Annotated in this window: 17 protein-coding genes and 2 pseudogenes; 5 read left to right on the top strand and 14 right to left on the bottom strand. The window is 53.6% G+C overall.

The genetic code is table 11. From position 1 onward, the window contains the following. Window positions 1–878 precede the first annotated feature (878 nt). Window positions 879–2,006: a M14 family metallopeptidase gene (locus tag H7A79_RS08385; protein ID WP_186999932.1), complete on the top strand. Its 1,128-nt coding sequence runs from the start codon at window positions 879–881 to the stop codon at window positions 2,004–2,006. A gap of 280 nt (window positions 2,007–2,286) precedes the next feature. Here the strand turns inward: H7A79_RS08385 and serC are convergent, their stop codons facing one another. The 4 genes from serC to H7A79_RS08365 form a co-directional block, all read right to left on the bottom strand. Further along, window positions 2,287–3,390, bottom strand: coding sequence for a phosphoserine transaminase (serC, locus tag H7A79_RS08380; RefSeq protein ID WP_186999931.1), 1,104 nt, complete (start codon window positions 3,388–3,390; stop codon window positions 2,287–2,289). A gap of 414 nt (window positions 3,391–3,804) precedes the next feature. Then, a complete protein-coding gene (gene ubiA, locus H7A79_RS08375) occupies window positions 3,805–4,725 on the bottom strand; it encodes a 4-hydroxybenzoate octaprenyltransferase (RefSeq protein WP_186999930.1) in 921 nt (306 codons plus the stop codon). 82 nt (window positions 4,726–4,807) lie between these two features. Then, complete coding sequence (locus H7A79_RS08370; RefSeq protein WP_135036389.1) at window positions 4,808–5,356, bottom strand: chorismate--pyruvate lyase family protein; 549 nt, start codon at window positions 5,354–5,356, stop codon at window positions 4,808–4,810. 87 nt (window positions 5,357–5,443) lie between these two features. Next, window positions 5,444–6,544 (bottom strand): metallophosphoesterase, encoded by a 1,101-nt coding sequence (locus H7A79_RS08365; RefSeq protein ID WP_186999929.1) that lies wholly within the window; start codon window positions 6,542–6,544, stop codon window positions 5,444–5,446. A gap of 175 nt (window positions 6,545–6,719) precedes the next feature. On the opposite strand from H7A79_RS08365, the gene H7A79_RS08360 reads away from it, so the two are divergent. After that, window positions 6,720–7,628 (top strand): Dyp-type peroxidase, encoded by a 909-nt coding sequence (locus H7A79_RS08360; RefSeq protein WP_186999928.1) that lies wholly within the window; start codon window positions 6,720–6,722, stop codon window positions 7,626–7,628. A gap of 763 nt (window positions 7,629–8,391) precedes the next feature. Here H7A79_RS08360 and prpC read toward each other — a convergent pair. Both prpC and prpB read right to left on the bottom strand, forming a co-directional pair. Continuing rightward, a pseudogene (gene prpC / locus H7A79_RS08355) lies at window positions 8,392–9,582 on the bottom strand (bifunctional 2-methylcitrate synthase/citrate synthase). A 37-nt stretch (window positions 9,583–9,619) separates the two neighbouring features. Then, window positions 9,620–10,560: pseudogene (gene prpB / locus H7A79_RS08350) on the bottom strand (methylisocitrate lyase). 155 nt (window positions 10,561–10,715) lie between these two features. On the opposite strand from prpB, the gene H7A79_RS08345 reads away from it, so the two are divergent. Continuing rightward, a complete protein-coding gene (locus H7A79_RS08345; protein WP_186999880.1) occupies window positions 10,716–11,366 on the top strand; it encodes an IS1595 family transposase in 651 nt (216 codons plus the stop codon). Window positions 11,367–11,753: 387 nt separating this feature from the next. Here H7A79_RS08345 and H7A79_RS08340 read toward each other — a convergent pair whose 3' ends face one another. The 3 genes from H7A79_RS08340 to moaC form a co-directional block, all read right to left on the bottom strand. Then, window positions 11,754–12,419, bottom strand: a complete 666-nt coding sequence (locus H7A79_RS08340; RefSeq protein WP_135036380.1) for an isochorismatase family protein — start codon at window positions 12,417–12,419, stop codon at window positions 11,754–11,756. A gap of 391 nt (window positions 12,420–12,810) precedes the next feature. Then, window positions 12,811–13,614, bottom strand: coding sequence for a HesA/MoeB/ThiF family protein (locus H7A79_RS08335; protein WP_135036377.1), 804 nt, complete (start codon window positions 13,612–13,614; stop codon window positions 12,811–12,813). 24 nt (window positions 13,615–13,638) lie between these two features. Continuing rightward, window positions 13,639–14,139 (bottom strand): cyclic pyranopterin monophosphate synthase MoaC, encoded by a 501-nt coding sequence (moaC, locus tag H7A79_RS08330; protein ID WP_186999927.1) that lies wholly within the window; start codon window positions 14,137–14,139, stop codon window positions 13,639–13,641. A gap of 257 nt (window positions 14,140–14,396) precedes the next feature. Between moaC and ppc the strand changes: the two genes are divergently transcribed. Beyond that, window positions 14,397–17,102, top strand: coding sequence for a phosphoenolpyruvate carboxylase (gene ppc / locus H7A79_RS08325; RefSeq protein WP_186999926.1), 2,706 nt, complete (start codon window positions 14,397–14,399; stop codon window positions 17,100–17,102). 903 nt (window positions 17,103–18,005) lie between these two features. Here the strand turns inward: ppc and moaA are convergent. The 3 genes from moaA to H7A79_RS08310 all read right to left on the bottom strand — a co-directional run bounded on the left by moaA (window position 18,006) and on the right by H7A79_RS08310 (window position 20,327). Beyond that, complete coding sequence (gene moaA, locus H7A79_RS08320; RefSeq protein ID WP_186999925.1) at window positions 18,006–18,980, bottom strand: GTP 3',8-cyclase MoaA; 975 nt, start codon at window positions 18,978–18,980, stop codon at window positions 18,006–18,008. Window positions 18,981–19,296: 316 nt separating this feature from the next. Beyond that, window positions 19,297–19,992 (bottom strand): LrgB family protein, encoded by a 696-nt coding sequence (locus H7A79_RS08315; RefSeq protein WP_186999924.1) that lies wholly within the window; start codon window positions 19,990–19,992, stop codon window positions 19,297–19,299. Next, window positions 19,989–20,327: a CidA/LrgA family protein gene (locus tag H7A79_RS08310; protein WP_135036504.1), complete on the bottom strand. Its 339-nt coding sequence runs from the start codon at window positions 20,325–20,327 to the stop codon at window positions 19,989–19,991. The genes H7A79_RS08315 and H7A79_RS08310 overlap by 4 nt, the downstream gene beginning before the upstream one ends. Between H7A79_RS08310 and H7A79_RS08305 the strand changes: the two genes are divergently transcribed. Beyond that, window positions 20,326–20,547: a hypothetical protein gene (locus H7A79_RS08305; protein WP_214646371.1), complete on the top strand. Its 222-nt coding sequence runs from the start codon at window positions 20,326–20,328 to the stop codon at window positions 20,545–20,547. The two genes, H7A79_RS08310 and H7A79_RS08305, sit on opposite strands and share 2 nt — an antisense overlap. 560 nt (window positions 20,548–21,107) lie before the next feature. Here H7A79_RS08305 and H7A79_RS08300 read toward each other — a convergent pair. Then, on the bottom strand, window positions 21,108–21,326 hold the full coding sequence (locus H7A79_RS08300; RefSeq protein ID WP_135036501.1) for a hypothetical protein: 219 nt from the start codon (window positions 21,324–21,326) through the stop codon (window positions 21,108–21,110). A 13-nt stretch (window positions 21,327–21,339) separates the two neighbouring features. Then, window positions 21,340–21,855 (bottom strand): C40 family peptidase, encoded by a 516-nt coding sequence (locus H7A79_RS08295; protein ID WP_246408137.1) that lies wholly within the window; start codon window positions 21,853–21,855, stop codon window positions 21,340–21,342. Window positions 21,856–21,893: the final 38 nt, after the last annotated feature.

Genomic DNA, 21,893 nt, shown 5'->3' with positions numbered 1-21,893 from the left:
GAACTGTGTGTTGCAGGGGCCGAAAACAAACTGCCTAAAGCATATGAAAGCTCCCAGAGAAAAGCAAAAGAACGCCGCCAAACCGTCCAAATGTAGAGGGTAATGCCCACCAAACTATATCTATTGCACAGCGCCATCCTGTCCAAAACAGCTTTTATTATCCCTGATCCTGATGCGTAGGATAAAGCTGCCGTTGCCGAAGCTTATGCTCGCTATAAAGACCCTGCGGCCATTGGTGGGTTACTACCGTATTGGCGTGGAATAAAAAGTAAAGTGTGGCGCATTATGGGTTTATTGGGATTGAAAACTAAAGTCCGCAACAAAAAAGCCTCCGTCCGCAGGCAATAGGGTAAATTTCGGACAATATTCTTAATCGTGAATTTATTGACAGATAAGTGGCTGACCGATATTGCGGAGTTTAAAAATGCACAGAAGGCAAATGGTACTTATCGCCTTCTTTAAGCCACAAGTCAAAACGCTAAGATAGGTAGAGCAAATGCCGGTTCAGTCATTTGGCCGTCTGAAAGGTAAAATCCCGCTGCTGCATTCTGGTCGGAGCGTTTCTTTAAGTACATTGAAAACACAAAACTTCTATGGGGAAGGTACGTTGACGGTGGTGGAACCGGCAGCTGTATAGATGATTACATACTTATCATAATGATGAGTGGATTAGGCTAAACTTAAAAAAGCCTATTCCTGTCGGTTGCAGAACTCAGCTTGAAAAGTATTTTTGAAACATATGCTTAACTTGTCCAAGTTTTTTGCGGGAGCAGTGCAATATTTTCAGACGGCCTTGTTGCTTCTTTATAAAGACACGCAGGGGAAACCGGTTTAAAATAACTGCTTCAAATCCTTACCAGGCTTAAATAGGAATTCACATGAAAATCAGCACCCGGTTTGATGCTGGCGCAGTAACGGTAATAGACGCGCAAAACCCTGCCGACATCCGTCTGAAATTGCGTCCCGACAATGCTTCCGATTTTGCCCAATGGTTTTATTTCCGTCTGCAGGGTGCGGCTTATCGGAATTGTGTGATGCGCTTTGAAAATGCTGCAGCTTCAGCTTATCCGGACGCCTGGAAGGATTATCAGGCTCTAGCTTCTTATGATCGTCAAAATTGGTTCCGCGTACCCACCCGTTACGAGAACGGTGTGTTGGTTATCGAGCATACGCCGCTGACCAATAGTGTGTATTACGCCTATTTCGAGCCGTATTCTTACGAACAGCACTTGAATCTGCTTGGCGATGCGCAGGGCAGCGGGTTGTGCCAGATAGACGATTTAGGCAGCACTGTTGAAGGCCGCGACATCAACCTGCTCACCATTGGTAATCAAGCTGCCAGCGATTTTAAAATATGGATTATTGCCCGCCAGCACCCCGGCGAAACCATGGCCGCATGGTTTGCAGAAGGCCTGCTCGCGCGCCTGCTTGACCCGCAGGATCCAACTGCCCGTGTGCTGCTGGATCAGGCCACATTCTATATTGTGCCCAATATGAATCCGGATGGCTCCGTGCACGGTAATTTGCGCACCAACGCCGCCGGTGCCGACCTTAACCGAGAATGGCAGAATCCGACTGTTGCGCGCAGCCCTGAGGTTTATTATGTGCGTAAAAAAATGCTCGAAACCGGAGTGGATTTGTTTTTAGATATTCATGGTGATGAAAATATACCTTTCGTGTTTGTTGCAGGTACAGAAGGCATACCCTCGTATAACGACCGCATCATTGATTTGGAAACCCACTTCAAAAACGCATTTTCTGCTGCCAGCCCCGACTTTCAAGACGAACACGGTTATGCGAAAGATGCGTCCGGCCAGGCTGATATGACGATGGCTACCGCTTGGGTGGGCGAACAGTTCAAATGCCTGGCTTATACGCTGGAGATGCCGTTTAAAGACAACCATAACCTTCCTGATGACGATTTCGGCTGGAACGGTCAGCGCTCGTTGAGGCTGGGCGAAGCAGCGTTGTCTGCCATTTTAAGTATGCTGCCGCATTTGCGTTAAAGGCAGCAGTGGGTGTGGCCCACAAATTGTATCAGGCCGTCTAAAAATCTGTTTCAGGCGGCCTGATATTTTTCAGCATTCAAAAATATCATTAAGAAGTTTTTTGCCCTTGTTTCCGCGCAGGTGAGAGTCAGAGGGGTAATATTGAAGTGTCGGTGAAACAACGCTTAGATGCTGAGCATTCGGATTCCTGCCTATGTGGGCATGTCGGTATTTAGGCCTTTCAGACGGCCTTCAGGTATTTTTCAAGAGTCCCGGCTTGAATCTGTCGAATATTGAATCAGCCGTAGCGGCGTTGGAAATCGTGCATAAAGCCAATCAGTGTTTCTACGCCTTGCAGGGGCATGGCATTGTAGAGGCTGGCACGCATGCCGCCCACGGATTGATAGCCCTGCAGCATTTTCAGGCCGGCATTGCCGGCTTTTTGCACGAAGCAATGGTCGAGTTCGGGGCTTGGCGTGCTGAATACGACATTCATTTTTGAGCGGGCATCCGGCCGGATATTGTTGATGTAGAAGCCGCCGCTGCTGTCGATGGCAGCGTAGAGTTTGGCGGCTTTCAGCGCGTTCACCGTTTCCATCTGAGCCACGCCGCCTTGCGCCAGCAGCCAGCGGAACACTAAGCCTGCAATATAGATGGGATAAGTAGCAGGGGTGTTGTGCATACCTTGGCGGCCGACATGGGCCTGATAGTTCCACACATCGGGCACGCGCTTACAGCAGCGTTCGAGTAGATCTTCGCGGATAATCACCACGGTGGCGCCCGCCGGGCCGATGTTTTTCTGTGCGCCGGCATAAATCACGCCGAAGTTGCGCACGTTGATGCGGCGCGACAAAATATCGCTCGACATATCGCAGACCAACGGCGGCATATCTGCGCCCGGTTCGGGTAGAGTGCCGTATTGCAGGCCGTTTACGGTTTCGTTGCTCGCAAAGTGCACAAAAGCCGAGTGCCGGCTGGTATCCCAAGTATTGGCGGGCGGCAGGTCGAGATAGTTGTAAGCCTTGCCGTCGGCCGCCAGATGGATTTCGACATCGGAGAGTTTGCCCATCTGTTTGTGGGCCACTGATGACCAATTGCCGGTTACTACTGAATCTACCCGTCTGAATCCGTTGGCGAAATTCATCACCACCATGTTGAACTGCGAGCTGGCACCGCCCTGCATAAACAGAATTTTATAGTTGCGGGGAATATCCAGCAGCGTGCGTAAATCCTGATCGGCATGGTGGAGAATGCTCATAAACACATCGGAGCGGTGGCTCATGCTCATCACGGGAAAGCCGGTGCCGTTGTAATCGAGCATTTCATTTTGTGCGGTACGCAGCACCGCATCGGGCAGCACGGCGGGGCCGGCAGAAAAATTATAAACGGGGTGGGGTAACATATCGGTATGCCTTGGAAAGAAATCTTACACGGTATGGTTTGTACACCGAAGGGCGGGAAATCAAAACGCAATGCGTGTTCTCAGGGAGCGTGTTCTCATGGTTTTCCGGCGCATAACCCAAAGCGGGCAGAGCGGTTGATTCTAGTCGGCACTCAAGCGTTGCGCAAGGCAGACGGGTAGATTCGGAAGAAGCAAGATTTTTTCAGACGGCCTCGGGAAGTGGTGCGCTATTGTGAACCTGCTTCGTTTCCGCTGCGGCATTACTGCGTCTCAACACAAAGAGAACGGTTTGGTGAAGCTGCCCGAACACCAAGCGGCAATAGAGCCGGTTCCGTATTATCTGTACTGTCTGAGTTTGCCGTGTATCGAAAATGGAGCAGGTTCACGCTGTTTCACATTTCGTGCCGGCTTGTTTCAGACGGCCGGAGAATAAAGCGACAGCCAAAGATAATGCCCGGCGATGCCTAAAAACCAAGCCAAACCGATGCGGTTGTTTTCTAAAAAGGTGCGGAAACACACCCAGCGGTCGCGGGTTTGGATTTGGCGGTATTGCTGAAACTGCCAGTAAACCGTGAGCGGCAGCACTATCCAAAAAGGCCAGGTTGCACCGATTTGCCAACCCAACACCGCCATCAGGGCGCTGAACCAAAAATGGCACAACATAATGGCGGATACATCGTTGCTGCCGAAGGTGATAGCCGAAGTGCGGATACCGAGTTTGAGGTCGTCTTCTTTATCGGCCATGGCGTAGATGGTGTCGTAGGCCAGCGTCCACAATACGTTGGCGGTAAACAGCAGCCAGGCCAGCGGCGGCACGGTGTCAGTTACAGCGGCAAATGCCATCGGTATGCCGAACGAAAACGCCAGCCCCAGGTAAAACTGAGGCAACGGGAAAAAGCGTTTGGTGAAGGGGTAGCTCACCGCCAAAAACAGCGCGGGCAGGCTCATCAGCCAGGTTAAGCGGTTGAGCGGCAGCAGGCACAGGGCGGCCGTCAGGCAGAGTATCAGCGCCAGCAATATGGCTTCTTCGGCAGAGACCAGGCCGCGTACGAAAGGCCGCATTTTGGTGCGCGCTACGCCGCCGTCGATATGGCGGTCGGCAAAATCATTGACCACGCAGCCTGCGCTGCGCATCAGAAAAGTGCCGGCGGCAAACGCCAGCAGAATTGTGAAATCGGGTATGCCTTTTGAGGCAATCCACAATGCCCAAAAAGTCGGCCACAGCAGCAGCAGGGTGCCGATGGGCTTTTCGATGCGCATCAGCCTGCTGTAAATAACCAGCCTGCCGACCACATAGCGGGGCAGAAATTTCAGGAGCAACCGTTTAATGTTCATGTGTGGTATTGGCTTTAATTATCAGTTGTTCAGCCGATGCAGGCCGCTTGTTTCCAAACGGCCTGCATCTTTAATAATGTGATTATAGTCTAATTGTATCCTGCCCATCAGCGGGCTGAACAAAACTTTGCAGCGCGGGCAGAAAGCATTCGGCCAGGCCGAGTGTTTCACCCTGCCAGCGAAACAGCGAGCGGCGCGCCGCCACGGCATAACCATCGAAACCCGCCAGCGGATAACGGGGCGGCAGGGCAGTATATTCAAACGGCGAGCGGGTGAGCGGCAGCGATCCGTCAAACAGCCGCTCGCCGAGCGGGCGCGTGCCGCAATCCAGCAGGCTGCGCCAGTTGGCCGATGTTTGGCGGCACAGGCTGCGCGCCCACACAACGGGTTTGCCGTTTAAACACAGCAACACATCGCGGGCAAACCAGTTTTGCGTTCCACTATTGATCAGGCCGTCTGAAAAAAGAGGGTCGAAACCGCTGTTTCCCAAGTGCAGCAGGTGCACGGAAAAAACGGCGTTTAAACCGCGCAGGGCGGCGGTGAGCGACTGCGCCTGCATGAAGGCGGCTTCGGGAGTGCCGGGTGAGATGTTGTCGGGCAGGCGGTGCCGCCACAGCAGAGGGTTATCCATATCCGATATTATAGCAGCTGCACCTGAAAGAAAGGGCTGCACGGCAAGGTCGCGGTATCGCACCGGAAAGCTGATTGCCGGCTCCAGCTAAGACCGCCCTTTTACATCGATAATCCACACTTCCGACTGCGACCCCAAACGCAGCGGCACACCCCAAAAGCCGTAGCCGGAAGTAACGAAGAAATGGCCGCTGCCGATTTGTTCGTAGCCGTAGGAGAGGCGGTTGAGAAAGTACACAATCAGATTGGCGGGGGCAATCTGACCGTTGTGTACATGCCCCGATACCTGCACGTCAACCGGCAGTTTGGCGTGGGTTTCAATATCGGTAGGGCGGTGGTCGAGCAGCAAAACGGGCAGAGCAGTGTTTTGATTTTGCAGCAACTCGGCGGTGGCGGGGCGGTTTTCGTCCAAATCATCATTGCGGCCCACCACCAGCAGGCGGTTACCGGCCTTACCGACCACCGTGCTTTCATTGGCGAGAACGCGTATGCCCGCCCGGGTTACTTCTTCGTAGATTTCCCGCTCGTAGCCGAACAGGTCATGGTTGCCCAAGGTGGCATACACACCCAACGGTGCGCGCAGTTTTTCCAAACTGGGACGCATATTTTCGGCACGGTAGGCAGCAACGTTGTCGTCCATCAAATCACCGGGCAGCAGGATAATATCGACTTTTTCACGGTTCATAATGGCGGCCAGCTCGTCTAAGCGTTTGGCGCCGAACAAGATGCCCAAATGCATATCGCTGGCCATACCGATGCGCAGCGGCTGCCCGAGTTTTTTGCTGATGCGGATTTCGGCATGGCAGACAACCGGCGTGTAAGCGTTATACAGCGCAATACCGAACAGGCCGGCCACAAACAGCGGCGCAAACAGCCGCAGGCTGCGCGACATCGGTTTTTGCGGCATAAAACGGCGCAACACCAAATAGAGCAGAAACGTGGCCAGCGCCGCATACATCACAAACAGCATTACCACCATCCACAGCGCCGTCCAGCGGAAAACGGCATGGCCCAACTGCAACAGCAGGCCGGCAATCAGCGAATTGGTTACCAAAAATGCAGCGGCCATCAGCCGGCGCCGGCCATGCGCACCAATAACGGGCACAAGCAGCCATTGCAGCGACCGCCCCAAACCGAACGTAAACAGCTGCATCAACAGCAGCACGGCAACAAAAATCACACTGCGCATAAAACATCCCGGCAAATAACGGCGGCGGATTCTAACATACCGATTCAATAGAAAACGCACATGAAAGTAAAGAAAAGCAACGGCAGAATTTGTTATAATACGCCATTGGATTTTAACGGCTCTTTCCGCATAGAGAGACCGTCTGAAAAAACATTATTCAAAGGAACACCCAGCCATGAACCAGCCGCAAAGTGCCATTATCCCCGAAAGCAGCAAAGCTGCCGTTTTCATTGAGGCCGACATCGTTGCCGGCAGCCTCGGGCACATTAAAACCGCCTGTGCGCAAAGCCTCGAGGCTTTGACCGAGCTACAGCAACGATATCCCGATGCCGTGCTGGGTTTAACCATTGCGTTCGGCAGCGGAGCATGGGCAGCATTCGGCCATACAGACGAAGGTTGCGAAATCAAACCGTTCCGCCCGTTAGGCAACGGCCTGGCACCTGCCACCCAGCACGACATCATGTTCCATATCCAATCACTGCGCCCCGATGTTAATTTCACACTGGCAATGGCATTGCTGGATATTTTCGGCAGCAGCATCAAAGTGGCAGACGAAACCCACGGCTTCCGCTGGATTGAAAACAGAGGCCTTGACGGCTTTGTAGACGGCACCGAAAACCCCCACGAACCCGATGAGATCAGCCGGATCGGCACCATTGCCGAAGGCAGGCCAGACACCGGCGGCAGTTACGTACTGCTGCAAAAATACCGCCACGACCTGAAAAAATGGAACCGGGTGCCGCTGGCCGATCAAGAAGCCGCAGTCGGCCGCACCAAGCAAACCGATGAAGAATTCAGCAAAGACATACTTCTGCCTGATTCACATCTCGGGCGTGTAAACCTGAAAGAAAACGGCATAGGCTTAAAAATCGTGCGCCGCAGCCTGCCTTTCGGCACCGCCTCCGGCGAACACGGACTGATGTTTATCGCCTATTGCGGCTCGCTGCACAACATCGAAGCCCAGCTTTTAAGCATGTTTGGCGAAGCAGACGGAAAAACCGATCTGCTGCTCAAACACGTTACCGCCGCCGTATCAGGGGCATATTATTACGCCCCATCGGTAGAGCGGCTGGCCCGGCTGTAACGGAAAGGCCGAGACGGACATTTCAGACGGCCCTGCAATATTTTGCACCAAAAATATTTTTACACTTCAATATTTTATAAAAAATCAAGCCGTCTGAAAGCAGGAACCCGTCCTTTCAGACGGCCTGCCGGTTCGACACAGAAGTTATCCCTGCGGCACGTTGAGTGCATCTGAAAGTATGTCTGCTCAAACAGCCTAAAGCAAACAGGGGGTAGCCCAAGCTGCCGAACTTGCCGCCAGATACGGGCTGATTCGGTATTGACGGCAGCAGAGCCGGCACAGCACGAAGGGATACAGACATTGGAAGCAATATCGAATACTGCCGGCCGTCTGAAAGAACAGTGCCAACCTTTCAGACCGGCCCCTTTTTATCGCACCTGCAGCCATATTCCAGCATGATTCGGGTATTTTTTGCCCACAGGAAACGACAGCTGAGAGGAAATACCGCGCAACAGCAGATAATATGGGTGTCTGATGGCGTAAACCCGCTGCCAAAGGGCTTTACATATCGTAAATCGGCTTGCTCTATTGCGGTGTTGTGGCGACTTACGTTTGTTTTTTTAAGAAAACGGTTTAGTCAAAGGAGCGGTTGGGTAAGCCGATGAAACGGTAAAATCGGTTTTGTACGATCTGTATAGTTTGGCGGCCTGCAGCTTTGTGCTGGAAATAAAGTGGGTTCGCTCTATCAAAAATTCAGATGGCCGGTTGGTGTTATCGGGCCGTCTGAAAATTTTTCACGCTGTTATATACGCGATAGCCGGGGTCAGCGTTCTTCCATCGGGATAAACGGTAAATCGTCGGGGCCGGTGTAGTTGGCGCCGGGGCGGATGATTTTGCCGTCTTGGTGTTGCTCCAAAATGTGCGCACTCCAGCCGGTGGTGCGCGAAATCATAAACAGCGGGGTGAACATGGCGGTGGGTACGCCGAGTTTTTGGTAGGAAACGGTGGAGAACCAGTCGAGGTTGGGAAACATTTTTTTCTCGTTCCACATCAGGGTTTCCAAACGTTCGGCGATGTCAAACAGGCGCATGTCGCCGGTTTCGGCACTCAGGTCGCGCGCCACTCCTTTAATCACCACGTTGCGCGGGTCGGATAGGGTGTAAACGGGGTGGCCGAAGCCGATAACGATTTCTTTGCGGCCGATGCGTTCGCGGATGTCGGCCTCGGCTTCATCGGCGTTGCGGTAGCGTTTTTGGATGTCGTGGGCCACTTCGTTGGCTCCGCCGTGTTTGGGGCCTTTGAGTGCGCTGATGGCACCGGTGATACACGAATAAATGTCGGAGCCTGTGCCGGCAATCACGCGCGAGGTAAAGGTGGAAGCGTTAAATTCGTGCTCGGCATAGAGAATCAGTGAAATGTGCATGGTTTTCACATGGGACTTGCCGGGGCGTTTGCCGTGCAGCAGGTGCAGGAAGTGGCCGCCGATGCTGTCTTCTTTGCTTTCTACTTTGATGCGCTTGCCGTTGTGTGAAAATTGATACCAATAAAGCAGCATGCTGCCCAGGCAGGCGATTAATTTGTCGGCGATGTCGCGCGCTTCGCTGGCGGGTTGGCTTTCGCGCTCGGGGTGTACGCAGCCGAGCATGGATACGCCGGTGCGTAAAATGTCCATCGGGTGGGGTGTGGGCGGGCAGGCTCTCGAGCACTTGAATCACGCGCAAGGGCAGGCCGCGCAGGGATCTTGTAGGCGGCCAGTTCGAATTTGTTGGGCAGATAGGCCGTGAATCAGAAGGTGGGCAACTTCTTCAAATTCGCAGTGTTTTGCCAAGTCGAGAATGTCGTAACCCCGGTAGCTCAGGTCGTTGCCGCTGCGGCCTACGGTACACAGTGCGGTGTTGCCCGCAGCTACGCCTGAGAGGGCTACGGATTTTTGGGTTTGAAAGCGGGGGATTCGGTAGTCATTCGGATTCTCCTTTTTTGTGGTTTGGTGTTTTTTCAGATGGCCGATCTGCAATGCAAGGCCGTCTGAAAGGCTTTTGCGCCGGCAGTTGTTATTTGCTGAACAAAGCGTCTAATTTTTGCTCGAAATTGTGGTAGTTGAGGTGTTCGTAGAGTTCGGCACGGGTTTGCATGGTGCCGATTACATAGCAATATAAGGAAACGCCCGCATGAAAGTAGAGTTCGGCACGGGTTTGCATGGTGCCGATTACGTTGGCTTGGGTTCCTTCGCTCATAATCGCTTGGTAAACATTCAGCGCGGCTTTGCTGGCGGCGCGGAAAGCGGAGAGGGGATAGAGTGCGAGTTTACGCCGTTTTCGGCCAGCTCTTGCCGGGTGTAGAGCGGTGTAGCACCGAATTCGGTGATGTTGGCCAGCACCGGCACGCTCACGGCTTCGGCAAATTTTCGATACATGCTCAGCCCGGTTACGGCTTCGGGGAAAATCATGTCGGCACCGGCCTCCACGAAGGCTCGGGCGCGCTCGATGGCTGCCTCCAAGCCTTCTACCGCCAGCGCATCGGTGCGCGCCATAATCACGAAGTTTTCATCAATGCGGGCATCTACGGCGGCTTTGATGCGGTCGGTCATTTTGTTTTGCGGCACGATGGCTTTATTGGGGCGGTGGCTGCAGCGTTTTTGGGCCACTTGGTCTTCGATATGCACGACCGCCACGCCGGCACGCTCGAAGTTGCGGATGGTGCGGGCGATGTTGAAAGCGCCGCCCCAGCCTGCATCGATGCCCACTAATAGGGGGTGTCGACATTGTCGGTGATGCGGCGGGCGTCAATCAACACATCTTCATATGGAGGCAATGCCCAAATTGGGAATATCGCACGAGCAGGCTGCTACGCCGCCACCGGAAAGGTAAATGGCTTTGAAGCCGCTGTGGGCGGCAAGGCGGGCGAAATAGGCGTTGATGCAGCCGGCAACGGCTAAAGGATTTTCGGTTTGAACGGCCCGGCGGAACCGCAGGCCGGCAGCATGCATATTCATTTATGGTGCTCCTTTTGTGTTGTTTTTTCTTATGTAGGCGAATGTAGTAATTTTTAAAATTGCTGTAAAACTCAAAATTATGGTGGAATCCATTAAAAATTTTGGGGCTGTACTAGATAACTAGGGAAATTTAACTTCAGGTTAGAATAATCCCTATGAGAAAAAGTCGTTTAAGTCAGTACAAGCAAAACAAACTGATTGAACTATTTGTTGCAGGTGTTACCGCTCGCACAGCGGCGCAATTAGTTAGCGTCAATAAAAATACCGCTGCCTATTACTTCCACCGTTTGCGCTTACTTATCTATCACAACAGCCCGCATCTGGAAATGCTTGATGGTGAAGTAGAAGTTGATGAAAGCTATTTTGGCGGACAACGCAAAGGCAAACGTGGTCGCGGTGCGGCTGGCAAAGTGGCTGTATTCGGGCTTTTGAAGCGTAATGGTAAGGTTTACACCGTTGCCGTACCCAATACACAAACTGCGACTTTATTGCCAATTATCCGCGAGCAAGTGAAGCCTGACAGCATTGTTTATACCGATTGTTACAAAAGTTATGACGTTCTTGATGTGAGCGAATTTTCACATTTTCGGATCAATCACAGCACACATTTTGCTGAGCGACAAAATCACATTAACGGAATTGAGAACTTTTGGAACCAAGCAAAACGCCATTTACGCAAGTTTAACGGCATTCCCAAAGAGCATTTTGAACTGTATTTGAAAGAGTGTGAATGGCGTTTTAACAACAGTGAGATAAAATTTCAAATTTCTATTTTAAAACAATTAGTAAAGCAGGATTTGTTCTAGTTATCTAGGACAGCCCCAAAATTTTAATGGCGGTGAAATAGGGCTTTGCCGCATCAGGCATAGGGGTGGAGATGCGCCGTTTCAGGCCGTCTGAAACCATGTTGAATCAATTATTTTTAAACGGGTTTGTTTGGAAAACAATGCAGTTTTGAGTTGATGTGATGGAATGAAACCGGCTCGGTATAAAAAGAGGCCGTCTGAAAAGACGGCCTGAAAAGTGCTCTTACAGATGGGAGTGTCTGCAGAGAGATTCGGATAAATTTAAGCTGGAGAAACTTTCAAACGGGCAGGGATATCTGCATATTCTCGGATAAAATTCAGCATGATGCGCCCTGCTTATTTAAGATGTTTGCAAAATATAAATAAGCCGCCCAACCGGATTCTGCCTTAAGAAACCTTGCTCATCCACAAAGGTGCGCCGGCAGCGATGGCTGCGGGAATATCGTCTGTGTCGGTTACCACGGTAATGCCGGCCTGACGCAGGGCGGAAACGGCTTTAAGCGTCCCCTCGGGTGTGTAGCCGCGACAGGCGGAAAGATTGACGATAACGTGCCAATTGTCGTTATACCAAGCCAGATGCTGCGCGGTTTCCAAAACGGCGTGTTCGGTTGCCAAACCGCCGAGAATAATGGTTTGGGCGTTTTGGGCATAGAGCCATTCGATCAGGCCGGTGCTGCGGCTTTCCTTGTTGTCGTGAAAGCAGACACCGGCAGCTTTGTCGCCTTCGGCTTCGATGGCGTGGTCGTAGTCGGCGGGGCAGGGAAGACCTTTGAGCAGATGGATGCCGCGGCAGTCTGCAGCATCAGGAAAATGGTTTTCGAGGCTGAATGTGAAGAGATTGTGCGCCGCGCGCTCCCGTCCTCGGCACAAGCTGGCGCACAGGGTTTCTTTGGCGGTTGAAGTGTTTTCCACTAAAACGCGCTTTTGGGCGAAACGTGCCTGGCGGTTTAATTCGGGCACAATATTTTCAGGCTGGTGCACACACTGCTGATCGTTTGCGGCAAAGCAGGAAAAACGGCATTGCGGTTGGATATCGATAGCGATGGTATTCATGATGTCTGCCCCTTGAAAAGTTTGTTGCGGTTTCGGATAGGCGGAATTAATTTCAGATAATCGGTTTGCTTTCCGATGAACGGTATATTATCAAGACAAACGTATTTATACCAACAATTATTTTCAAAAAATGAAATAATTTTTCTAGTTAATATTTTCTAGTTGCGGTTTCAGATGGCCGGATTAACGGTTTTTATTTAAAATAAATGAATTAACTTATTAATTTAAAATTAAAAATTTATTTTATGGCAAGCGTGTCGGATAATAAGTCGGGTAGGGAATAGTTGTTTTTATGCGACAAGAAAATGGTTTTCTCAGTATAGAAGAATTTGTGAATATTAAATTTCTTTTAAAACAAAGTGATATTTTAATTTTGGTTGGCAAGTGGATTTTACTGCCGGTTTGATTGTTGGATAAGCGGCATCGTTTTTCCGGCAGGCCGCAATGAATGCGGGGAGCCACAAACGCGGCATTGCGGGTTACGGGTGAACGTTATCTGCTGCCATTCGTTGTTTAACGCATCATAGAGATGCAGTATGCCGTAACGGCTGCTGCCGGCACCGGTTAATATTTTCAGCGCTTCTGCTGCCTGGCTTGTGCCGATAATGCCGACCAAAGGGGCGAATACGCCGAATACGGCGCAGGCTCCATCGTTTGCCCCGCTGCCCTCAAACAGACAGGCGTAACAGGGCGTGTCGGGCAGGTCGGGGCGGTAAACGGCAAGCTGGCCTTCAAAGCGCGCGGCCGCACCGGAGACCAGCGGTGTGCGGGTGGCAACGGCTGCACGGTTGATAGACACGCGGGTGGGGAAGTTATCGCTGCAGTCGATGGCAATATCGCAATACTGCATCAAATCGTGCAGGCGGGATTCGGTCAGGTGCTCATTTAAAGCGGTGATCTGAGTGCGGCTGTTGATGGCGTTCAGACGGCCTTTCATGGCTTGGGCTTTGCTGTTGCCGATATCGGCTTCAGAAAACGCGGTTTGCCGTTGCAGATTGGTTTCATCGACAGCATCGCCATCGGCGATAATCAGACGGCCCACGCCGGCAGCGGCCAGATAAGGCAGAACGGCCGCGCCCAAACCGCCGCAGCCCACCACTAATGCCGAGGCATCAAGCAGCTTCTGCTGGCCTTCGATACCGATTTCTTCGAGCAGTATGTGGCGGCTGTAACGTAAAAGGTCGCGGTCATCCATACTATATATGATGGGTAGCGGGGGTTAATAGTTGAGGTTTTCGAGGCTGTTGTCAAAGGTGAACGTGCCGCTCTTGCCGCCGGTTTTCTCTTCAAGGTGGATTTGTGAAATAACCATGTTTTTATCCACGGCTTTGAGCATATCGTAAATGGTGAGCAGCGCAATGTTGACGCCGGTTAAGGCTTCCATTTCCACGCCGGTTTTGCCCTCTGTGCTGGCGGCCACCACGGCTTTGACGCGGGCAAGCTGCACATCGACATCGAAATCCACGCGCACATGGGTGAGGGCAACAGGGTGGCACAGCGGAATCAGAAAACCGGTTTGCTTGGCAGCCTGGATAGCAGCCACGCGGGCAATACCGAGCACATCCCCCTTGTCGGCAGAGCCGTCTGCAATATATTTGACGGCATCAGGGGTCATATTGATATAGCCGCTGGCACGTGCCACGCGTTTGGTGGGGGCTTTTTCGCCGATATCGACCATATGGGCTTCGTTGTTTTCGTTGAAATGGGATAAATCAATCATAGTCGTTTCCTGAATGTGTTTTAAATTAAACCGTTAGGTTTCCCTGAACACAACGGCACAGCGGTTTATTCTAATGGATTTTCAGAGTCGGAGCTATGGTTTGGCGAATAAATTATTTTCAGACGGCCTGCCCCCCGACAGCCCCGGCGGCCGCCCACTTACATCAAATTACATACCGCTACATCGCCAACCATGATGGTTTCTTGTTATGCCTTGATATACAATGAGTTGTATTAATAATGTTAAGAAGAAACCTTATGCGACTCCACATTCTGAATAATCCCAAAGATGCTCCGCTGGCCGCAGATGCCGAATTTCTTACCCAAGCGTTGTTCAGGCTGCTGCACAGCGAAACCACCGAAATCGTACTCAATGCCGTAAAAACTCTGGCCGACTGTGAAGACAGCAGTGCAGTTATCGAAGCAGTGCTGCCGCAGCTCAACGAGCGGCAAACCCAAAACCTGATTTTGGCCTGCGGCCTGTTTGCGCAAATGCTCAATATCGCTGAAGACGTACACCACGAGCGCCGCCGTTTGGCGCACGAGCAGGCCGGCAGCCGTGCCGCCGCCGGCAGCGTGGCCGATACTGTAAACAAACTGCGCGAACACCAAATCGATCTGCAAACCGTTCAGCGCCAGCTCGACAACACCTATATCGCCGCCGTGCTCACCGCCCACCCCACCGAGGTGCAGCGGCAGGCCACCTTGAATTTCCACCGCCGCATCAGTGCCCTGCTGCCCAGGCGCGAATACTGCAACAGCGCCGAAGCGTTGGAAGAGTTGCAGAGCGAGCTGGACGCAACCCTGCTGGCCTTATGGCAGACCAGCGAAACCCGCCACTTCAAAATCACCGTTAAAAACGAAGTCAATAACGGCGTATCGATTTTTCCGCTCAGTTTTTTCCAGGCCCTTCCCAAGCTTTACCGCAGCATAGAAAAAACCTTTCAGACGGCCTATCCGGGTATCAGAGTGCCCGATATTCTGCAAATCGGCGGCTGGATAGGCGGCGACCGCGACGGCAATCCCTTTGTTTCTGCCGACACCCTGCGCCATGCCTTCACCCGCCATGCCGACACCGTGTTTCATTATTACCGCCGCCAACTGAGCGAGCTTTACAACGACTTGCCGCTGTCGGTGCGCCGTGTCGGCGTGAACGAGGGCGTACTGGCCTTGTCGGCACGCTCCCCCGACACCGAAATCGCCCACGAAGAAGAACCCTACCGCCGCGCCATTGCCTACATGATGGCGCGGCTGATTGCGCGCGGCCGCCGGCTCGGCCTCACCCTCGGCTGCCACTTCGGCCTGCTCGAACCTTATGGCGGTGCCGATGAATTTATGGCCGATCTGAAAACCATACAGCAATCGCTGCGCGATAACCGCAGCGGCCTTTTGGCCGAAGCCCGGGTGGCCGACTTGATCCGAACCGCATCCGTGTTCGGCTTTTATATGATGCCGCTGGATTTGCGCCAACATGCCGACAAACACAGCGAAGTGGTGGCCGAGCTGTTTGCCCGCGCCGGCTTGGAAAACTACCGCGCGCTCACCGAAACAGAAAAGCAAACCGTGCTGCTGCGCGAACTGCAAAACCGCCGCCCGCTCTACAGCCCCTATGCGGATTACAGCGAACACACCCAAAGCGAGTTGGCCGTGTTCCACGAAGCCCGTAAAATCAAAAACGAATTCGGAGAAAAAGCCGTCAGCCAAAGCATCATTTCCAATTGCGAGCAGCCCAGCGATCTTTTGGCTTTGGCGCTGCTGCTGAAGGAAAGCGGCCTCTTGGTGTTGCAGGAAAACGGCAAACCGCAGAGCCGCATCAATATCGTGCCGCTGTTTGAAACCATCGAAGCACTCGAAAACGCCTGCAACGTGATGGACACCATGTTTGCCCTGCCGTGGTACCGCAGCCTGCTCGAGAGCCGCGGCAATCTTCAGGAAATCATGCTCGGCTATTCCGACAGCAACAAAGACGGCGGTTATGTGAGCAGCTCGTGGGGGCTCTACCAGGCCGAATTGGGCTTGGTGGAACTGTTTGGCCGCTACGGTGTGCGTATGCGCCTGTTTCACGGACGCGGCGGCAGCGTAGGGCGAGGCGGCGGCCCCTCTTACCAAGCCATTCTCGCCCAGCCCGAACACAGCGTGGCCGGCCAAATCCGCATCACCGAGCAGGGCGAAGTGATTACCGCCAAATATGCCGATGCGGGCAACGCCCGCCGCAACCTGGAAACCCTGGTGGCCGCCACCCTTGAAGCCAGCCTGCTGCCGCAGAGCCAAAATCCCGACAGCCGGCTGATGCAGGCGCTTTCCGAAAGCGCCTTCAAGCATTACCGCGCCCTGATTACCGCCGACGGGTTTGTCGACTATTTTCTACAAACCAGCCCCATTCGGGAAATCGCCAGCCTCAATCTCGGCAGCCGCCCTGCCAGCCGTAAAACCCTCGCGCGGATTCAAGATTTGCGCGCGATTCCGTGGGTGTTTTCCTGGACGCAAAACCGCCTGATGCTGCCCGCGTGGTACGGTTTCGGCAGCGCGGTGGAAGAACTGTGCGGTCAAGACGCAGGCCGTCTGAAAGCCTTGCAACACCACGCCCGCAACAACCCCTTTTTCCAAGCCATGCTCTCCAATATGGAGCAGGTGATGGCCAAAACCGATTTGACCCTGGCCGAGAACTACGCCTCGCTGAGCGAATCGCCCGCGCGTGCCGCCGAAATATTTGCTCAGATTAAAAACGAATATCTCAAAAGCCGCCGGGCGCTGCTCGATATTCTGCAAACCGAAGAGCTGCTCAGCGGCAACCGAACGCTTGCCCGCTCGCTCGCTTTGCGTATTCCTTATCTGAACGCCCTGGGCGGCTTGCAGGTGGCCCTGCTCAAACGCCTGCGCCAAGAGCCGGACAACGCCTATCTGCTGCAAATGGTGCATCTCACCATCAACGGCGTGGCGCAAGGCCTGCGCAACACCGGGTAAGGCGGGGTTGGTAAAAAGCCGTCTGAAAACCGGTATGGGTTTTCAGACGGCCTAAGCGGGTTTGCAAAAGTTTCGGAATCCGATATGCGTCATACCATATATCGATATGGTGAAACACAAAACGAAGCAAGACAGCGGGCAGCAGACCCCCCCAATACCGCTAAAATAATCAGGGCAGCAGGGGGGCTTTGCTGCACCATTTGCTGCCTGCGGCGGGGCAGCCTGCTGCGGATCAACTACGCTGCAAGCCGAAGCCGTTTCGGCGGCGCTCCTCTTTGAGCCGGAAGCGGGTAGGGCTGCACCGCCTTGTGCCGTTTTACTATATCTTTTTACCGTTTCACGGTATTCAGAACCATTGAAGCCGTCTGAAAAATATGTTCAGACGGCTTCAATGGCTTTGAAATCCACATCAATTATAGCGAACCCGATTTATTTTCGGTAAGGCAGGTGCAGGCGGCATAACCGTTGATGGCGAATCTGCTGATGTTTCAGCAGTCGGCACATCTTGAGCCGGAAGCGGGCAGGGCTGCATTGCCTTGTGCCGTTTTACTGTGTTTCAGCATCGTTGGGGCCGTCTGAAAAAATATTTTCAGACGGCCCCAACGGCTTTGAACACCGCATCAGCCATAGCGAACCCTGAACCCGCCGGTTTTCGTTATTGGGCGGCAGGCGGCACGGGCGCCGATGTTGCAATGTTTTTTCAATGGTTTGCATCATCACGCGCTCTGTGGGTTAGGGCACCCTAACGCCGCTGCGTGCAGTTGGGCGGGCTTGCCGTATTCCGTTTTTAAATTTCAGTAAGGGCAACGCTGCCGTTATTTTTTAACAGCGTGTTGGCGGCCGGTTATGCCTGCGGCGGGAGGCAGAGGCTCTGCCGAAGCCGCTTTCGGCCGCTGCCGGTGTTTAGCCGCCCGTTAATGCCATAACGCGGATGATTTTTTGCGGGTTTTCGACAAACTCGTGTTTCTCGGGTTTTTGCCGCACTGCATCACAAACGGCCTGCTCCAGCTCGGCATCGCTGCAGCCGCCGCGCAGCAGCGGACGCAGCGGCACTTTGTTTTCCTGCCCCAAACACAGGTGCAGGTTGCCGGTGGCGGAAAGGCGCACGCGGTTGCAGGTGGCGCAGAAATGCCGGCTCATGGGGGTTATCAGGCCGAGAATGAAATCGCCGCTGCCGCTTTGCCAATAGCGCGCGGGGCCGCCGCCGATTCTGCCTTCAAAAGGTTTAAGGTTGAATTTCTGCTGCAATTGTGCCAGTACGGGTTGCAGGTTTACTTTGGCGTGTGCCTGCCCGGTGGCGCCCATGGGCATGGCTTCGATTAAATTAAGGATAAAGCCGTTTTCGATGCAGAAAGCGGCCATGTCGTCCAAATCGGTATCGTTCACGCCTTTGAGCGGTACCATGTTGATTTTGATACGCTCGAAACCGGCTTGTTTGGCGGTTTTGATGCCTTCGAGCACTTGCGGCAGGCAGTCGGTGCCGGTGATGCTTTTCACGCAGTCGCCGCGCAGGCTGTCGAGGCTGATGTTGAGACGGCGCACGCCTGCTTGGCGCAGCGTGCGGGCATATCTGCCCAACTGTGTGCCGTTGGTGGTGAGCGAAATATCTTCCACGCCGGGTTGGCGGTTGATTTCGGCGGCCAGATCTGCCAGCCCTTTGCGCAGCAGCGGCTCACCGCCGGTGAGGCGGAAACGTTTGGTGCCCAGCCGTGCAAACGCGGCGGCGATGCGCGCGGTTTCTTCCAGCGTGAGCCAGTCTTTCGGCACGGCAAAGCCTTTGAAACCTTTGGGCAGACAATAGGTGCAGCGCAAATCGCAGCGGTCGGTTACGGATATGCGCAGATAATCTACGGTGCGGCCGAATGGGTCGGTCAGCATGGTGTGGTGCTCGCGGTATGGGGTGTGCTGATTGTATGGCCGGGCATGCTTTTTGTTGATGATGCGTTGTGGTTAGCGGCTAGTTATTTCGGCGGATACACAGGCCGTCTGAAAGAATAAACACCCGTCCGGTTCGACCCGGTTGTGCTTCAGACGGCCTGTTGCCGCGATAGCGGCTCGGTTCGGCTGCCGTTGCGGCGTGCGCCCGGCTAAAGAGAACGGTTTTTCAGGCCGTGGGGGCGGCAGCAAAACCGGTTAGGCATTATCTGTTGTTTGCGGTTTGTTTGGTGTGGCGAACGAATGGCAACACACGGCATCAAATCCCTGTCAGCGGAATCAGCACCGGCACCAACACGGAGGTGAGTATGCCGTTGAAAATCAGACCGAGGCTGGCATAGGCAGCCAATTTGCGGCTGCGGTCGAGCGATGCGGCGATGCCCATTGCGTGCGAGGCTGCGCCCATCGACATCCCTTGCGAAGTGGGCAGTTTGATGGTGCTGCTGCTCATCAGCCTGAAGCCGGCCATCTGCCCCATCATGCCCGCCAGAATCACCGTGGCGGCGGTTATGGCGGGAATACCGCCGATGGTGCGGGTGATTTCGATGGCAATCGGGTTGGTAACCGATTTGGCCGCCAGCGACAACACCACTTCGCGCTCGGCACCCATCCATTTGGCGATATATACACCGGTTACGATACCGGTTACGCTGCCCGCCGCCTGCGACACGATAATCGGCAGCCATTGGCTGCTGATTTTTTTCCAGTTGAGATAAAGCGGCACCGCCAGCGACACCACCGCCGGTTTCAGCCAGAAATCGATAAACGCGGCCGCTTCGCGATAGGTTTCATAATCGGTGCCGATGGTTTTCAGATAAACAATCACCGCCGCCGAGCTCAACACCACGGGGTTGCACAGAAAACTGCCCGTGCGTGTCCGCAACACATTGGCAATCCAATACACGGTAACGGTAACAAACAGCAAAACGGCCGGGTGTACGAGCATTTCCATCACCAAAACCTCCGCATCAGCTCATGCACTTTGCCGGTAACAAACATCACCAAAAACGTGCTCACCAAAGTGGCGGTGGCGATGGAAAGAAAATCGCGCCCCACCACATCGAGATAGCTCATCACCGCCACACACGGCGGCACCAAAAACAGCGACAGGTTGCCCATCAAAACGTCTACCATCTGCTGCAGCCAGGCAGTTTTCACCCAGCCCGCGTGCAGGGCGGCAAACAGAAAGCCCATGCCGATAATGCTGCCGGGCAGTTTGATGCCGGTGAAATGCACAGCCGCCTCTCCCACGGCCAAACAGCCGAAAATAACGCTCAATGCTTTAATCATGGTTAGGTTTCTCCTTTGTGTTGTATTTATTATTGCGCCGGCGGTTTCAGACGGCCTGAAGTACCTGCCCAAACTGCCGCCGTTGCAACGGCGCAGGTTGGCTGGCCGGTTCTTTTCATTTCTGTTACCGCGCGGCTTTGCCTTGCCGTACTGCCGGCGGCTTGCCTTGCCCGAAAATGAAAGGGTTCATCATGGCAGTGCATTTTTTTTAAATGATTAACCAATCGGAATCATACCGCTGCACAGGCCGTCTGAAAAGATGCGGAGCGGTTCTGGGCAGGCCGGCTTTGCCCGGCCGGAAACCGCTTTTTATGAAAATGGAGAACATCTCCACCGTGGCTGCTGTTTGTATATTGCCGGGGTTGGAAAGTTGCAGGGGGAGTGCTGAAAACCAAACAGATTCAACGTGATGGTTTCAAAATAGCCGGGCCCGGCCATTCAGGCTGCCCAGAGTTCTGTAGCACTGCCGAAATCAATGCGGGGCGGCGGGCAATAATGTTCAGACGGCCTCGCAGGCCTGTATGGCTATCCATGTCGGCGGGGAGCGGCCGCTCAGACGGGGCGGCCGGTAAGGCTGCGCTGTGAGGATGGTAAAGCGGGCTGTCGTGTGTGTTGATTCGGATTAATGCCTTTTTCCGAATATTTTTTCAGACGGCCTGATATTCACCCCAAGAAAAAAAGGGGGCAATAGATAAGGCCGTTTTTTGCTCACAATAAAAAAGAAAAAACGGAAACCTTTCGGATTCCGTTTTTATCCCGCATCTTTTATTTTGGGGCGGCTCAGTCTTGGCGGTAGGGGTTTTCCACGCCCGCTACCAGCCGTTGCAGATATTCGCGCAGTTGTGTTTCACTGCAACCCATCAGCAGGGCATCTTCAAACGCATCTTGGGCGGCTTGGTAAAGCTCGGTCATGTTTTCTGCCATCACCTTGATTTTTTCGGTGCAGGAAACGATTTCACCGTTATCGCTATACCATTTCGGCATTTCGGGCATACTCATGATTATTGCGGCCTTAATTTAAAAAACGCGAAGGATCGTTTTTCTTGATGCGGCGGGCGGTGGCGTATTTGGTTTTCCAATATTTATTGTTGAGGCTGGCAATCTCGATGCGCTTGCCCGCCCTGGGCGCATGAATAAAACGGTCGTTGCCGATATACAGCCCCACATGCGAGATGCGGCTGCCGCCCATGGTGCGGAAAAACACCATATCGCCCGGCAGCAGACTGCTGCGGCTCACATATTCGCCTTCTCTGGCCTGGTCGGCCGAGGTGCGCGGCAGGCTGATCTGCATGCTGCGGCTGAAAATATGCTGCATAAAACCGCTGCAGTCGAAACCCGTGCGCGAAGAGGTGCCGCCGTAACGGTAGGCCACGCCGAGCAGCCCCATCGCACTGCCGATCAAATCATCGGCATCGCTGCGGCCTGCCGGCCTGCTGCGGCTGACGGAGGTGTCGGCCGGTACATATTGCGGCGTTTGCAGGCGGATAAGGTTTTCCAAATCATCGGCTTGCACCGCACCCGGCAACATCAGGCAGAAAGCAGAGAGTGCCGCCGAAAATAATCGTT

Source organism: Neisseria musculi (assembly GCF_014297595.2).
Taxonomy (GTDB): Bacteria; Pseudomonadota; Gammaproteobacteria; order Burkholderiales; family Neisseriaceae; genus Neisseria; species Neisseria musculi.
Note: the sequence above shows the minus strand (reverse complement) of the source record. Positions and strands in the feature narration are given on the sequence as shown.